Origin of the sequence: Frankia canadensis, assembly GCF_900197875.1 — a bacterium.
Lineage (GTDB): Bacteria > Actinomycetota > Actinomycetes > Frankiales > Frankiaceae > Frankia > Frankia canadensis.
The window spans coordinates 1-13,334 of record NZ_FZMO01000098.1 but is presented as its reverse complement, the minus strand read 5'-3'; the positions used below and the strand labels follow the sequence as shown (position 1 = coordinate 13,334).

The 13,334-nt window shown below is 75.3% G+C and carries 12 protein-coding genes; 8 read left to right on the top strand and 4 right to left on the bottom strand.

Features of this window, described 5'->3' with window-relative positions; translation table 11 throughout:
- Positions 1-102: 102 nt before the first annotated feature.
- Entirely contained in the window at positions 103-1,566 is a 1,464-nt protein-coding gene (locus C1A33_RS10120) for a DUF2252 domain-containing protein (protein WP_101831264.1), read from the top strand.
- 64 nt (positions 1,567-1,630) lie between these two features.
- Positions 1,631-2,935 (top strand): alpha/beta hydrolase family protein, encoded by a 1,305-nt coding sequence (locus C1A33_RS10115; protein WP_243407385.1) that lies wholly within the window; start codon positions 1,631-1,633, stop codon positions 2,933-2,935.
- Between the two features lie 73 nt (positions 2,936-3,008).
- On the opposite strand, the gene C1A33_RS10110 is transcribed toward C1A33_RS10115, so the two are convergent.
- Entirely contained in the window at positions 3,009-3,860 is an 852-nt protein-coding gene (locus tag C1A33_RS10110) for a class I SAM-dependent DNA methyltransferase (protein WP_243407384.1), read from the bottom strand.
- Positions 3,861-4,030: 170 nt separating this feature from the next.
- Between C1A33_RS10110 and C1A33_RS10105 the strand changes: the two genes are divergently transcribed.
- Both C1A33_RS10105 and C1A33_RS10100 read left to right on the top strand, forming a co-directional pair.
- Positions 4,031-4,411 (top strand): VOC family protein, encoded by a 381-nt coding sequence (locus C1A33_RS10105; protein WP_101831258.1) that lies wholly within the window; start codon positions 4,031-4,033, stop codon positions 4,409-4,411.
- A gap of 272 nt (positions 4,412-4,683) precedes the next feature.
- Complete coding sequence (locus C1A33_RS10100) at positions 4,684-6,072, top strand: wax ester/triacylglycerol synthase domain-containing protein (RefSeq protein WP_101831257.1); 1,389 nt, start codon at positions 4,684-4,686, stop codon at positions 6,070-6,072.
- Between the two features lie 42 nt (positions 6,073-6,114).
- Here C1A33_RS10100 and C1A33_RS10095 read toward each other — a convergent pair whose 3' ends face one another.
- Positions 6,115-7,281: an HAF repeat-containing protein gene (locus tag C1A33_RS10095; protein ID WP_165818311.1), complete on the bottom strand. Its 1,167-nt coding sequence runs from the start codon at positions 7,279-7,281 to the stop codon at positions 6,115-6,117.
- Between the two features lie 462 nt (positions 7,282-7,743).
- On the opposite strand from C1A33_RS10095, the gene C1A33_RS10090 reads away from it, so the two are divergent.
- On the top strand, positions 7,744-8,580 hold the full coding sequence (locus C1A33_RS10090; protein WP_207770245.1) for a PHP domain-containing protein: 837 nt from the start codon (positions 7,744-7,746) through the stop codon (positions 8,578-8,580).
- Between the two features lie 117 nt (positions 8,581-8,697).
- Here C1A33_RS10090 and C1A33_RS10085 read toward each other — a convergent pair whose 3' ends face one another.
- Complete coding sequence (locus C1A33_RS10085; protein WP_243407383.1) at positions 8,698-9,579, bottom strand: DUF2599 domain-containing protein; 882 nt, start codon at positions 9,577-9,579, stop codon at positions 8,698-8,700.
- A 242-nt stretch (positions 9,580-9,821) separates the two neighbouring features.
- Between C1A33_RS10085 and C1A33_RS10080 the strand changes: the two genes are divergently transcribed.
- From C1A33_RS10080 to C1A33_RS10070, 3 genes are read left to right on the top strand one after another with little or no spacing between them, the layout of a single operon-like run.
- Complete coding sequence (locus C1A33_RS10080; RefSeq protein WP_101831255.1) at positions 9,822-10,214, top strand: GntR family transcriptional regulator; 393 nt, start codon at positions 9,822-9,824, stop codon at positions 10,212-10,214.
- A complete protein-coding gene (locus C1A33_RS10075) occupies positions 10,211-11,275 on the top strand; it encodes an ABC transporter ATP-binding protein (protein ID WP_243407382.1) in 1,065 nt (354 codons plus the stop codon). The genes C1A33_RS10080 and C1A33_RS10075 overlap by 4 nt, the downstream gene beginning before the upstream one ends.
- On the top strand, positions 11,272-12,426 hold the full coding sequence (locus tag C1A33_RS10070; protein ID WP_101831254.1) for a transporter: 1,155 nt from the start codon (positions 11,272-11,274) through the stop codon (positions 12,424-12,426). The genes C1A33_RS10075 and C1A33_RS10070 overlap by 4 nt, the downstream gene beginning before the upstream one ends.
- A gap of 72 nt (positions 12,427-12,498) precedes the next feature.
- Here C1A33_RS10070 and C1A33_RS10065 read toward each other — a convergent pair whose 3' ends face one another.
- A complete protein-coding gene (locus C1A33_RS10065; protein WP_101831253.1) occupies positions 12,499-12,870 on the bottom strand; it encodes a hypothetical protein in 372 nt (123 codons plus the stop codon).
- Between the last annotated feature and the right edge of the window lie 464 nt (positions 12,871-13,334).

Here is a 13,334-nt window from a genome sequence, read left to right as displayed (position 1 = left end):
GTGCTGTCCCGGCGGGTGAGGGTGTCCGTGTCGACCCAGGCCGTGGTCGGGCCGAGCACGTCGCCGGGCGCCGCCGTGATCGCGGTGGGGGAGGTGGCCGAGATGTCCGTCACCCGCCTGCCGGCGGTCGAGGACCATGCGTCGCGGCAACAGACGACGCCTGCGGCGAGCCCCGACACGCCGTCAGCGCGTGCGGCGCGGGGGAAGGACGCCCGGCTGCTCGCCCCGCGTCGCAGCCATGGGGTGTACGCACCCGCGCCGGGCAGGGCCGATCCGATCGGCCTCCTCGAGGCGCAGTCCCGGGAGCGGGTGGCGGAACTGGTGCCACTGCGCTACCAGCGGATGTGCGAATCGCCGTTCCGTTTCTACCGCGGCGCCGCCGCGATCATGGCGGCGGATCTGGCCGGCACGGCGACGTCCGGGCTGGACGTGCAGCTGTGCGGCGACGCGCATCTGCTCAACTTCCGCCTGCTCGCCTCCCCGGAACGTCACCTCGTGTTCGACATCAACGACTTCGACGAGACGCTGCCCGGCCCGTGGGAGTGGGACGTCAAACGGCTCGCGGCGAGCCTGGTCATCGCCGGGCGGGCGGGCGGCTTCGGTGCCGGGCGGCGCCGTGACGCCGTCCTCGCCGCCGCGCACGCCTACCGCACCGGCATGCGCCGCTTCGCCGCGCTGGGCAACCTCGACGTCTGGTACGCCCACGCCGACGTCGACGCGCTGCTCGCGCAGTTCGGCGGCGTCCTGCCGGCCCGCTACACCCGCCAGATCGCCGCCGCCGCCCGCGGGGCGCGCGGACGTGACCGCACCCGGGCGTTCACCCGCCTCACCGAGACCACCGCCGCCGGCGAGGTGCGGTTTCGCGGCGAGCCGCCGCTGCTCGTCCCGATCGCCCGGCTGCTCGACGGCACCGCCGCCGCGGCGCTGCACGGTCAGCTCGCACGCATCCTCGACCGTTACGGCGCCACCCTCGCCGAGGACCGCCGCGCGCTGCTCGACCAGTACCGCCTCGTCGACGTCGCGCGCAAGGTCGTCGGTGTCGGCAGCGTGGGCACCCGCTGCTGGGTGGCGCTGCTGCTCGGGCGCGACGGCGACGACCCGCTGCTGTTGCAGGTCAAGGAGGCCGGCCCGTCGGTGCTGGCCGCGCACCTGCCGCCGAGCCGGCATGACAACCAGGGGCAGCGGGTCGTGGCCGGGCAGCGGATGATGCAGGCCGTCGGCGACATCCTGCTCGGCTGGCAGCGTCTGGCCGGCGTCGACGGGGCGCCGCGCGACTTCTACGTCCGCCAGCTGGCGGACTGGAAGGGCATCGCCGTGCCCGAACGCATGGACGCCGGCGGGCTGGCGCTGTTCGCCCGGCTGTGCGGGGCCACGCTGGCCCGGGCGCATGCCCGTTCGGGGGATCGGATCGCGATCGCCGCCTACCTCGGCCGCGGTGACGCCTTCGACCGGGCGATCGCCGCGTTCGCCGAGGCCTACGCCGACCAGAACGACCGTGACCACGCCGCCCTCGTGGCCGCCGCCCGCGCCGGACGGGTCCCGGTGGCGCCCGGCCCGCAGGGGTGATGTCGCGCGTTGGACTACGCACGGTGCGACGGTGACGGCAACTTCGCCACCTAGAGTTCTCACCGTGACGGCAAAACTTCGGATAGTCATCTCCCTGACGGTGCTGGCGACGGCGCCACTGCTCGCGCTCCCCATCCCGACGGCCCTCGCGGCGACCGCCACCACGCCAGCGCCCACGGCCACCCCGACGCGGCCACCCGGCCCGGCGGTGCCACCGGCCCGCTCCGCCACCGCCACGCCGTCCACCGCGCCCACCCGCCCCACCACCGCGGCGACGGCGACGACGCGCGTCCGGCTGCCCCGGCCCACCGGCCCGGACGCCGTCGGCCGCGCGACCCTGCACCTCGTCGACCGTGCCCGCCGCGACCCCTGGGCGCCTGGGCGCCGCCGCGAGCTCATGGTCGACGTCTACTACCCGGCCGTCGCCGGCACCGGGCGCCCCGCCCGCTACGCCACGCCGGAGGAGGTCCGCCTTTACCTCACCGCCCTCGACCTCGCGACCGTGCTGCCCGTGCGGGCGATCAGCGACGCGGCCATCGCCAGCCGCACCGGAGCCCGCCCGCTGCCCGGACGTCACCCGCTGGTCCTGCTCTCCCCGGGGCTGGGAGTAGGCCGGCGTTCCCTGACCGGCCTGGCTGAGCAGCTCGCGAGCCAGGGCATGGTCGCCGCCACCGTCGACCACGCCTACGAGTCGACCGGCACCGCCTTCCCCGGCGGGCGGATGCTGACCTGCCTGGCCTGCGTGCGGATGCGCACCGACGCCGACTTCCGCGCCGCCTCCCGCACCCGCGGCGACGACCTGGCGTTCGTCCTGACCAGCCTCACCGGGCCCCATCCGGCCTGGTCCGGCGCGGCCACGATCGACCCGGCCCGGGTGGGCGCCGCCGGTCACAGCCTCGGCGGTTCGGCGGCGCTGTCGCTGCTGGCCCGTGACCCGCGGGTGCGCGCCGGTGTCGACATGGACGGCACCCTCGGCGAGCCGGTCCCCGCCGGCGGGTTCGGCGCCGGCCGCGCGGTGCTGCTGCTCGGCGCCTTGGCCGACCATCCCGGCCCGGGTGGGACGCTGACCCCGCCCCCCGACGACCCGGACCTGACCTGGCATCAGGCCTGGCCGCGGCTGCGTGCCCCGAGGTTGTGGCTCGACGTCGACGACGCAGACCACTTCAGCTTCACCGACGACCCGGTCATCGCCGACCAGCTGCCCCTGCCCAACCCGACCGGCCCCCCGCCGATCTCCGGCGCCCAGGCGCTGCGCATCACCCGCGCCTACGTCGGCGCGTTCCTCACCCGCTGGCTGACCGGCACCCCCCAGCCCCTGCTCGACGGCCCCAGCCGCACCTACCCCCAGGTCCGCGTCATCGGCCGCTGAACCGTCCAGCGACCCACACCCACCCGCACGGCTCGACGCGACGGGTGGGCGGGATCTGACCGGATCGGACGTGCTACGGCGTCCCCGTCACCGGCAGGCCCGGGCCGCACATCGAAGGGTTGCGGATCGGCACCCCTACGATCTTTCGTTCGGTGGGGCGAGAGGCGAGCAGGATGGCGCCGGGGGTGCGCTCGCCGGGGCCGGCGGGGTGCAGCAGCCGGGCGGACTCGACGAAGCCGGCGTCGCGCAGCAGGGTCGCGAGGGCGTCGGCGGGCCAGCGGTGCGACGGCGCGACCCGATGGTCGTGGGGCTGCGGGGCGGGGATGTCGCCGTCGGTGGCCTGGACGGCGATGAGCAGCGGCGCGCCGTCGGCGAGCACCCGGTGGAACTCGGCGAGGACCCGCGGCACCCACACCGGCGGCAGGTGGATGATCGAATACCAGGCGACGAGGCCGTCGAGGCCGCGGTCGGCGACGGGCAGGGCGAGCATGTCAGCGAGGGCGAACGGCAGCGTCGGATGGTCCCGCCGCGCCCGCTCGATCATCGCCGGGGTGAGGTCGACGCCGAGCGTGTCGACGCCGAGGCCGCTCAGGTGGGCGGTGATGTGTCCCGGCCCGCAGCCGGCGTCGACGACCCGCGCCCGGCGGCCCGCGTCGCGCGGGTCGGCCGCACGGGAGGCGACAGCGTCCCGGTCACGTCCATCATGGTCGCCGGCGCCGGCGCGGGACGCGGCGGCGGTGGTCGCGAGGTCGGCGAACGCGCCGAGCATCGCCCGGGTCAGCGGCTGGGCGGGTAGCTGCCCGGCGAACAGGTCCGCGTACAGGTCGGCGACCTCGTCATAGCCGTCCCGTGTGCGCCGCAGCACCCGCGTCACGTCGCGTCCACTGTCCGCCGCGCCGCCACCGACCCGCGGCCCATCGTTCACAGGCGATGATCCTAACCATCGCCCCGGGACGCTGTGACGACACGCGGCCGCGCCGATGGCGAGACGGGAACAGCTGTGGATACCGTGAAGGGTGCCGCTGTCGCGCCGCGTGCCCGTGGGAGTGCGGGGCGCGGACGGTGCCGCCGAGCGACCTGGGGAGGCTCACGCTCATGGCCGTCGCGTTGAACCACACCATCGTCCACGCCCGGGACCGGGCGGAGTCCGCCGCGTTCCTCGCGCACATCCTCGGCCTCGAGGTCGGGCAGCCGGCGGGGCACTTCCTGCCCGTCACCGTCGCCAACGGCGTCACGTTGGACTTCGCCACCCAGCCCGAGGAGCCGATCACCGCGCAGCACTACGCGTTCCTGATCACCGAGGAGGAGTTCGACGCGGCGTTCGCCCGCCTGCTCGCCACCGGCAACACCTACTGGGCCGACCCGCGCTGCACCCGCCCTGGCGAGATCAACCACCACGACGGCGGCCGCGGCGTCTATTTCCTCGACCCCTCCGGCCACTTCCTCGAGATGATCACCCGCCCCTACGGCGGCTGACCGCGCGGCGTTGCGCGGAACGCGATCCCTCGTCAGAGATCCTTCGCCCGGTGGTCTCGCCCCGTCGGAGGTAGTCGGCTGGCGTGGCGGACATGTCCGCGCATAGCCTTCGTGGGCTTTCCACGCGGCAGGCGTCACCGTCCCGCCGCCGGCCTCGACCCGGCGGTCCGGCGGCGTGACGCTCGCGGCTGACGCGACGCGGCCCGCCCCGCCGTCCGCGGCGGCCGGCTCGCCCCCGCGCGCGTGGTCGGACGGGTCAGGGAGGACCGCGCGTGCACCAGCCATCGACCGCCGCCACCGGCACGCCCCCCGCGACCGGCGGGGCGCGCCGGGCGCTGACGACCGGGGACCGAGCCTTCCTGCACTACAGCCGTCTCCATCCCGGGGAGTATCTGGAAGCCGGAGTGGTTCTCGTCCTCGACGGGCCGGCGCTGGGTGTCGAGGAGCTGCGCGCCCACGTCGCGCGGCGGTTACGCGCGGCCCCGGCGCTCACCGAACGGCTGGCCCCGCCGGGTGCGCCGGTCGCCGACCTCGGCTGGGAGACCGATCCCACCCTCGACCTCGACCATCACGTCACCGTCGAGGACCTGCCGCCCGGCGGGGGCACGCCGGCCCTGCGCGCGGCGATGGACCTCCTCGCCGCCCAGCCTCTCGCCGCCCAGCCTCTCGCCGCCGCGCCTCTCGCGGCCCAGCGGCCGCTGTGGCGGCTCACGCTGCTGCGCGGGCACAGCCCGGCGACGAGCGCCGTCGCCTACCGGTTCAGCCACATCCACCAGGACGGCGCCGCCCTGCATCAGGCGCTGCACCTGCTGTTCGGCGCCGACCGCGACCCGGCGCTGCGCTCCCTGCCGGCGGCCTTCCCCTCGCCCCGCGCCCGCGACCACGCCCGGATGGCCGCCGCGCTGCTGCGCTCGAGCACCCGCAGCCGCGGCCTCGCCGCATGGGGTGGTCCACCGCGCGGCGAGGCCCGCCACAGCTTCGCGCTGGCCGATCTCGATCTGCTGCGCGGCCTCGGTCGCCGGCACGGCGCGACCGTCAACGACGTCTACCTCGCCGCCCTCGCCGGCGCCCTGCGTGCCTGGTCGCGACCCGAATGGGACCGCGGCCGGCGGCCCCTGCACGCGGCGATGCCGATCAACCTGCGCACCCGCGGCGAAAGCGAGATGCTGTCCAACATCACCTTCGGCACCCGGATCCGGCTGCCCTGCGACGAGGACGATCCGCGCCGCCGCCTGGCCCGCGTCGCCGGCCAGACCCGCCGGGTCCGCGCGGCCGGCGGCCTGCGTGCGGTGCAGCGGCGGATCCTGGAGGCGGTCCCGCCGGACGCCCCCGCGGCGATGCTCGCCCACATCGCCTCCGCCGGCGCCCGCCCGACCCGGGCGGCGCTGGTCGCGAGCAACGTCGGCACGATGCGCGGCCCGTACACCGTCGCCGGCCGGCCGGTGCGCACGCTGCTCGGCATGCCGCCGCTGTTCGTCGGCCGCCAGTACCTCTCGGCGGCTCTGTTCGGCCTGGACACGCAGGTCTGCGCGGCGTTCGCCGCCAGCGCCAGTGTGCCGGGCCATGACGCCCTGCCCGACCTGTGGCTCGCCGATCTCGCCGCGCTCGAGAACGCCGGCACGCCCGGGCGCCGCCGCAGGATCCGGCGCACGAGGGGCTGATGCCGCGAGGTCCCTCGTGCGCCGCGCGTTCGGCGCGGTGGCTCAGGGGCGGGTGAGCTGCCAGATGACCGCGTGGTGGTCGGGGCCCAGCTCGCCGGTGCCGCCCACGACGAGTCCGGTGTCGTTGAGGCCGCTGGCTTCGCTCGCGGTCACGTCCGGGCCGCTGAGATCGCGTATCCGACCGTGGGACCACCAGAAGGCGTGGGTGTGCCCGTCGGGCAGGTCGGCCGCGCCGGCGACCTCGCCACGGCTGTTCAGCGCCGCCGGCGACGTGCCGCGACCGCCGAGACCCCCCAGGTCCTGACGCCGCCCGGCGTTCCAGACGAAGCCGTGGACGGCCTCACCGACGCTGCTGCGCACGAGGATGTCCCCACGGTCGTTGATCGCGACCGCCTCGCTGGTCGCGTCGCCGCGGACCGTGCCGAGGTCGGTCATCCGGCCGCGCTCCCACAGGAACGCGTGGCTGGCGCCACCGGCGGTCTCGCTGGTGCCGATCACCTGGCCGTTGTTGTTGATGTCCACCGCGGAGCTGTTGGCGCCGCCCAGCGTCCCGAGGTCGGTCATCCTGCCTCGCCGCCACAGGAACGCGTGGTGGGTCCCGTTCGCGAGGTCGCTCTCGCCCACCACCTCGTCGCGGTCGTTGATCCCGGCGGCGGAGCTGTGCTGGCCGCCGAGAGTGCCCACGTTCACCGCCCTGTTCGCGAACCAGACGGCCCCGCCGCCGCGGACACCGTCATCGACGGTGCTCCATCCGACCACGGTGCCCGCCTCGTTGATGTCGGAGGCGGTGCTGCGCTGTCCGCCTATCACCAGCGGTCCGCCCAGATAGGGCAGCCGCTGGTCGCCGCGGCTGGCGGTCGTCTCGTAATGCGCCGGGGCGGTGCCCGCTATGGTTCCGGACCTGTTGATGGCTTTGGGTGCCACGCCGGTGGGCCGGAAGGTCCCCGCCTGCCAGACGAATCCGTTGTAGCCATAGGACAGGGAGTTTCTGCCTCCGGATACGACGCCCTGGTCGTTCACGACATACGCGTCGGCGCCGGGAAAGGCGTTGAAGGGTGTGCCCAGGTCGATGACGTGCGTCGGCACCGCCCCTGCCGGGCGGGGCATCGAGGGGGCGCCGGCCAGGGCGGCCGGGGCCGGCAGCAGACCGCAGACACCCGCGGTCACCGCTGCGGCCAGTATCGGTACTCGCCTGCGTTGCATGGACATAGAAGCCCTCTTCCTTCGTCGGGAGGGTTGTGGAGTTTCGCGACTCGAATTCGGTGGATCCTGTGTCGACATCTTGGGGAAAGTCGCTGCATTGGGGTCACGGAACCTGAATAGCCGCGGTTCCCGAACCCCTCGACTTCTCCCGCATGGTGAAGGAGACATTGGCGGCGGTCAACGCTGACCGTTGTCGCGTCCGCGACGCCGAAGGCCGGACCGAGCTCCCCAATGCGGCATCTCGCGAATGTGCGACATCGAATCGCGGAAGAATGCGGGCCGGCTTTTCGCCCGAATTACGGAAGGCGACGTCCACGGACCGCCCGGCGCGGATCCCGCAGATCCCGCGGATCCCGGTGCGAAGCCGCCGCCCCGGTCCGCGTCGGCCACCGGCCATCCCGGTGTTCCCGTCCGTGCCCTGGCCGTTATGGCCGATGATGGGCGTGGACGTCGTCGAAGGGGGCGGTCGTGCTGCCCGCGGACAGTCATGTGCACAGCGAGTGGTCGTGGGACGCGCTGGCCGGGTCGATGGAGCGCACCTGCCGGCGGGCGGTCGAGCTGGGCCTGCCGTCGGTCGCGTTCACCGAGCACGCGGACCTGACCGCCTGGACGATCCCACCCGGCGAGACGCTCCCCGACGCCTGGCTACCCCTCGTCGACGGCGCCGTCGTGACACCACCCCCGCTCGACCTGGACGGTTACCAGGCCTGCCTGCACGCCTGCCGCGAGCGCCACCCCGGCCTGCGCGTCCTGTCCGGCGTCGAACTCGGCGAACCGCACTGGCACGCCACCGACGCGCACGCCCTGCTCACCGCGGGCGGCTTCGAGCGGATCCTCGCCTCGGTGCACTGCGCCCCGACCGTCGACGGCCGCGGCTTCACCGACATCTCCGCCTGCTACGACGACCAGCCGCCGCTGGACGTCGTGCGCTCCTACCTGGCGGAGGCCGCGCGTCTGGTCGAGGGGTTCGACGGCTTCGAGGTCCTCGCCCACATCGACTACCCGATCCGCCGCTGGCCCGCCCACGCCCGTCCGCACGACCCCCGCGACGCCGAGGACGACTACCGCCACGTCCTGCGTCTGCTCGCCGCCAGCGGCCGCATCCTCGAGATCAACACCCGGGTGCCGATGCACCCACTGGTGCCGCGCTGGTGGCACGAGGAGGGCGGAGACGCGATCACCTTCGCCAGCGACGCCCACGAACCCGACGCCCTCGCCCGCGGCTTCCGCGACGCCATCGCCGTCGCCGAGGCCGCGGGTTTTCGCCCCACCGACGACCCGCACGCCTTCTGGCGCCGCGCCTGATCCAGCCCCCCGGCCCCGCCGCCGCTACCCGCGGCGCCGGAGATGCGTTCCGCGCGGACCATCCAGATCTCTGATGACGGACTGCGCCCCGCGGAGCGCCCCGCGGCACCGCCCTGCTCAGGCGTGCTCGCCGGTGGTGGTGTGTTCGATGGGGCGGCCGTCAGGGCGGTAGGTGCGGGTGGGAGAGCCGGTGGGGTCGGTGCCCAGGGTGTTGCCACAGTGGGTGGACAGCCAGGTGGAGAAGCTGTTGGGCCGCATCAGCGGGCGCCAGCTCTCCAGGTCGTAGGTGTCGCCGGTGGCATAGCCGCCGCCGTGCAGGGCGGGGGCCTCGGCGAGCGCCTGGTGGCAGGCGAGCTGGGCGTGCAGGCTGTCGGCGACCGCGGGGCCGCCGAGGTTCGGCACGCAGGCGCCGACCGCCGACCACAGCACCGCGGTGGTCTTGTCCCGCAGGCCGCGGCGCGAGGCGTCGGTGGGACGCAGCGACACCCGGAACCGGCCGTCCGCCCACTGCTCGACGACGATCTCCTCGACGTCCTGGCTGGCCCCGCAGTACGGCCGTCCCGCCGCCCGCGCCCCGGCCGCCGCCCCCGCGGTCGGTGCCGGCGTCGCGTCCCGTGACGTGCTCGGGTGCGGCGCGGACGGCGGGGGCATGTGGGCGCGGGAGTCGGCGGTGTCGGCGCGGCCCGCGTCCGCGCCGCCGCCCTCGGACGCACAGGCGGTGAGCGCGCCGACGACGATCAGCGTCAGCACGGCGATGAGCCCCCGCGCCGACCGGCCGGCGGCCACCACGGGCCGATCGGCACGCGCGATGCTCCCGACACCCCGCGCGGTGCTCGTCTCGGCGAGAGCGTCAAGGCCCGCCACCTCCGCGCCGGTCCTGGCGGCGGCGGTCCTGGCAACGGGGCCCGTGCCGGTCCTCGCCGCGGTGGCGGCGTTGGCACGGGTGGACGGGTGTGCGCGTGCGCTCGGCGTCTGCACCGCGTAAGGGTAGGCCGCCACCGGGGGCGCGGCGCCACCCGAGGGGCCGGCCGCGCCCCCGATCGGTCTGATCGGGCGATGCTCATGGCCCGTCGGGACCGCGTCCACTCGCCTTTGGACCCCGCCCACCTGGCACCGCCCGCGCACGGAGACGGACCGGGATCCGAGAACCTCCTTGACCACCCACCGACATAAACAGCTAATGTGCTAGCTGCCTAGTTAAAGGTCACATGGGTGGGGCGGTAGGGATGGAGGAGCGTGCGATGATCGAGTTCTACCTGGACGTCGGGTCGGGGGTGTCGCCGTACCAGCAGGTCGTCCGGCAGGTGCGGCACGCGCTGCGGCTCGGGCTGCTGCGTGAGGGCGACCAGCTGCCGACGGTCAAGGACGTGGTGGCGGCGTTGGCGATCAACCCGAACACGGTGCTCAAGGCCTACCGGGAGCTCGAGCACGAGGGTCTGGTCGCCGCCCGACCGGGGGTGGGCACGTTCGTCACCCGCACGCTGACCGACGCGACCCTCGCCGCGCACGGCCCCCTGCGCGCCGACCTGCGCCGCTGGCTGGCCCGCGCCCGGCGCGCGGGCCTCGACGACGAGAGCATCGAGGCGCTGTTCATGACCACCTTTCGCACCGCCGCCGTCGAGGACATCGCGTGAACACGCCGAACGCCCCGACTGACGGCGCCGGGACCACCGCCCGCACCCGCGGGCGCGCCATCCTGCGGGCCGCCGCCACCGGCACTCCCGATCCGCCCCCCGGACTCGACGCCGCCGCCGACACCGACGACACCGACACCGACACCGTCGACGCCGACGGTCGCGACGTCGCACTGCGGGCGCGGGGCCTGGGCAAGCGGTACCGGGGGCGCTGGGCGCTGTCGCAGTGCGACCTCGACATCCCGGCCGGGCGCGTCGTCGGGCTCGTCGGGCCCAACGGGGCCGGCAAGTCCACCCTGCTCAACCTCGCCGTCGGCATGCTGACGCCGACGGCGGGCAGCGTGCGGGTGCTCGGCGGGCGTCCCGGCAGCGGGGCGGCGCAGCTGGCGAAGGTCGGGTTCGTCGCCCAGGACACGCCGACCTACCCTCGCCTGAGCGTCGCCGAGCATCTGCGCCTGGGCGCGGCGCTCAACCCGGGCTGGGATGACGCGGTGGCCCGCGAACGCGTCGAGCGGCTCGGGCTGGACCCGGCCGCCCGCGCCGGCACCCTGTCCGGCGGGCAGCGCGCCCAGCTGGCCCTCACCCTCGGCGTCGCCAAACGGCCCCGGCTGCTCGTCCTCGACGAACCGGTCGCGAGCCTGGACCCGCTGGCCCGCCGCGAGTTCCTCGCCGACCTGATGACCGCCGTCGCCGAACACGAGCTCAGCGTCCTCATGTCCTCGCATCTGGTCTCCGACCTCGAACGGGTCTGCGACCACCTCGTCGTCCTGGTCGCCTCACGGGTGCGGGTCGCCGGTGACATCGACCGGCTGCTGGCCACCCACCACCGGCTCACCGGCCCGCGCCGCGACCCGGCCACCCTGCCCGCCGACCAGCAGGTCATCACCGCAAGCCACACCGACCGGCAGAGCACCCTGCTCGTGCGCACCGACGGCCCGGTCCACGACCCCGCCTGGACGCGCGGCCAGCCCAGCCTCGAGGACCTCGTGCTCGCCTACATGCGCCCGACCGCCCCCGAGACGGCGCCGGCCGGCCGACCCACCCTGGAGGCCCTACGATGATCTGGCTGTCCTGGCGTCAGCTGCGCACCCAGGCCGCTGTCGTCCTCACCGCGCTCGCCGCCCTCGCGATCACCCTCGCGGCGACCCGGGGGCAGCTGTCCCATCTGGCCGCCTCGGCCGGGGAGGGATTCCTCGACGCCGCCGGCGCCCGCCGCGCGGACAGCTGGCTCTACCTCGTCACCCTGGTGGTGGTGCTGGTCACGCCGGGAGTGCTCGGCGTGTTCTGGGGGGCGCCGCTCGTCGCCCGTGAGCTCGAGGCCGGCACCCACCGGCTCGCGTGGACCCAGAGCGTCACCCGCACCCGCTGGCTGGCCACCCGCCTGGGGGTGAGCACCCTCGCCGCCGCGGCCGCGGCCGGCGTGCTGGGCCAGGTGGCCCGCTGGTGGTGCGCGCCGATCGACACGGCGGTGCGCGCCGGGCACGGCAACGGCGGGCTGCTCTCCCAGCCGCGGATGAGCCCGGTCATCTTCGACGCGCGCGGCCTCGTGCCGCTGGGCTACGCGGCGTTCGCCGTCGTCCTCGGTGTCACCGTCGGGATGCTGGTGCGCCGCACCGTCCCCGCGATGGCCCTCACCCTCGCCGTCTACGTCGCCGTGCAGATCGCCGTGCCGCTGCTCGTGCGCCCCCATCTCGCGAGCCCGTCGCACGCCACCAGCGCGATCACCGCCGACACGCTGCACGGCTTTCGCGGTTCCGGCCCGCCCGACGCCGGCGGCCGCATCGACGCGCTGATGGTGGACGTCACCGCCGCCGACGCCGCCGGCGCCTGGATGCTGTCCAGCCGGACCGTCGACGCCGCGGGGAAGGTCGTCTCGCCGCTGCCCTCGACGCTGGCCGACTGCCTGGGCGTCCCGGACCGGGCGGTCGGTCCCGACCCGGTGGATCCGGCCGCCGGCGGCGTGCGGGCGGGTGGCCTGCCACCCCGCGGCGAACGGGTGGTCGCGGGCGGGCCGGCCCCGGCCGAGCGGCAGGCCGGGACGCGGGAGAAGGCGTGCTTCGCCGCGATCGCCCAGCGCGGCTGGCAGCAGAAGGTCACCTACCATCCCGACAGCCATTACTGGCCACTGCAGGGGGCCGAGACGGGCCTCTACCTCGCCCTGACCACCCTGCTCGCCGCCCTGTGCTTCTGGCGGATCCGCCGCCTGTCCTGATCGTCGGGCCAGCCGGGAGGACACACCCGGACCGCGCGGGCGGCGCGCTCGGCGAGAAGGCGGGCGGCGCCGTCACCGCCGCGGGTCGGCGAACTGACGGGCCAGGTCGCGGTGGTGGGCGGCGGCGCGGGCCGCGTGGGCGGCGAGGTCCGCGTCGGTGGTGGGCTGGCGCCGCCACTGCTCCGCCCACGCGGCGGCGTCGAGGTGACGGCGGTGCGCGTACTCGCGACACGCCAGACAGGTGACGCTGCCCGGCCGCGTCGAGGTCCGCGCGTAGGCCACCGTGAGGCCGCAGCCGGTGCTCACCCGCGCCGGCGCGTCGGCGGCCAGCCCGAACGTCGCCGCGGTGATCTGCCGCGACACCGCCGCACCGCCCAGATCGGCCTGCACGTGAACGTGAGGGTCGGTGCCCTCGCCCACGTCGTCACCGTTCGGCGCCGCCATCACTCTCCCTACGCTCGAAACGGTCCATATCGCAGTAAACTGAACACGCACCGCGCATGCCCTGAAAACGGCGTGTCGCCTCGGGCCTCCGCGTCGGCCAACAGGAGGGGTGCGGCCCGCATGGCCAGTCTGGCGTGCGGCGCCGGGCAGGCACGCCGCCCGGGGCCGCCGGACGCGGTCTACAGTGGACCGCAGCGGCGGCCCGTGGGGCGCTCGCGCGGCGGTGGGGCCCGCCGTACCCGAACCGCGGCGGATGCCGCCAACGGTCCCTACCTGTGAGGACATGCGCCCGGTGTCGGCCGGGCCGTCGCGGGTGGGGAGTGGGAATGCGCGAGTCCACCGACGAGTCGGCGCCCGCCGCCGCCACGGCGCCACCTGACCTCGCCTGCCCGTCCACCCCGGCGCGCCGCGGCGCTCGTCTCCGGCCCCGCCGGGCGCGGCGGGGCGGGGACGCGGGGCAGGGG

Excerpts from the sequence above, each read along its gene's own strand:
- C1A33_RS10095 (WP_165818311.1), bottom strand. The coding sequence starts at position 7,281 with ATGTCCATGCAACGCAGGCGAGTACCGATACTGGCCGCAGCGGTGACC.
- C1A33_RS10070 (WP_101831254.1), top strand. The coding sequence starts at position 11,272 with ATGATCTGGCTGTCCTGGCGTCAGCTGCGCACCCAGGCCGCTGTCGTC.
- C1A33_RS10105 (WP_101831258.1), top strand. The coding sequence starts at position 4,031 with ATGGCCGTCGCGTTGAACCACACCATCGTCCACGCCCGGGACCGGGCG.
- C1A33_RS10080 (WP_101831255.1), top strand. The coding sequence starts at position 9,822 with ATGATCGAGTTCTACCTGGACGTCGGGTCGGGGGTGTCGCCGTACCAG.
- C1A33_RS10120 (WP_101831264.1), top strand. The coding sequence starts at position 103 with ATGTCCGTCACCCGCCTGCCGGCGGTCGAGGACCATGCGTCGCGGCAA.
- C1A33_RS10065 (WP_101831253.1), bottom strand. The coding sequence starts at position 12,870 with ATGGCGGCGCCGAACGGTGACGACGTGGGCGAGGGCACCGACCCTCAC.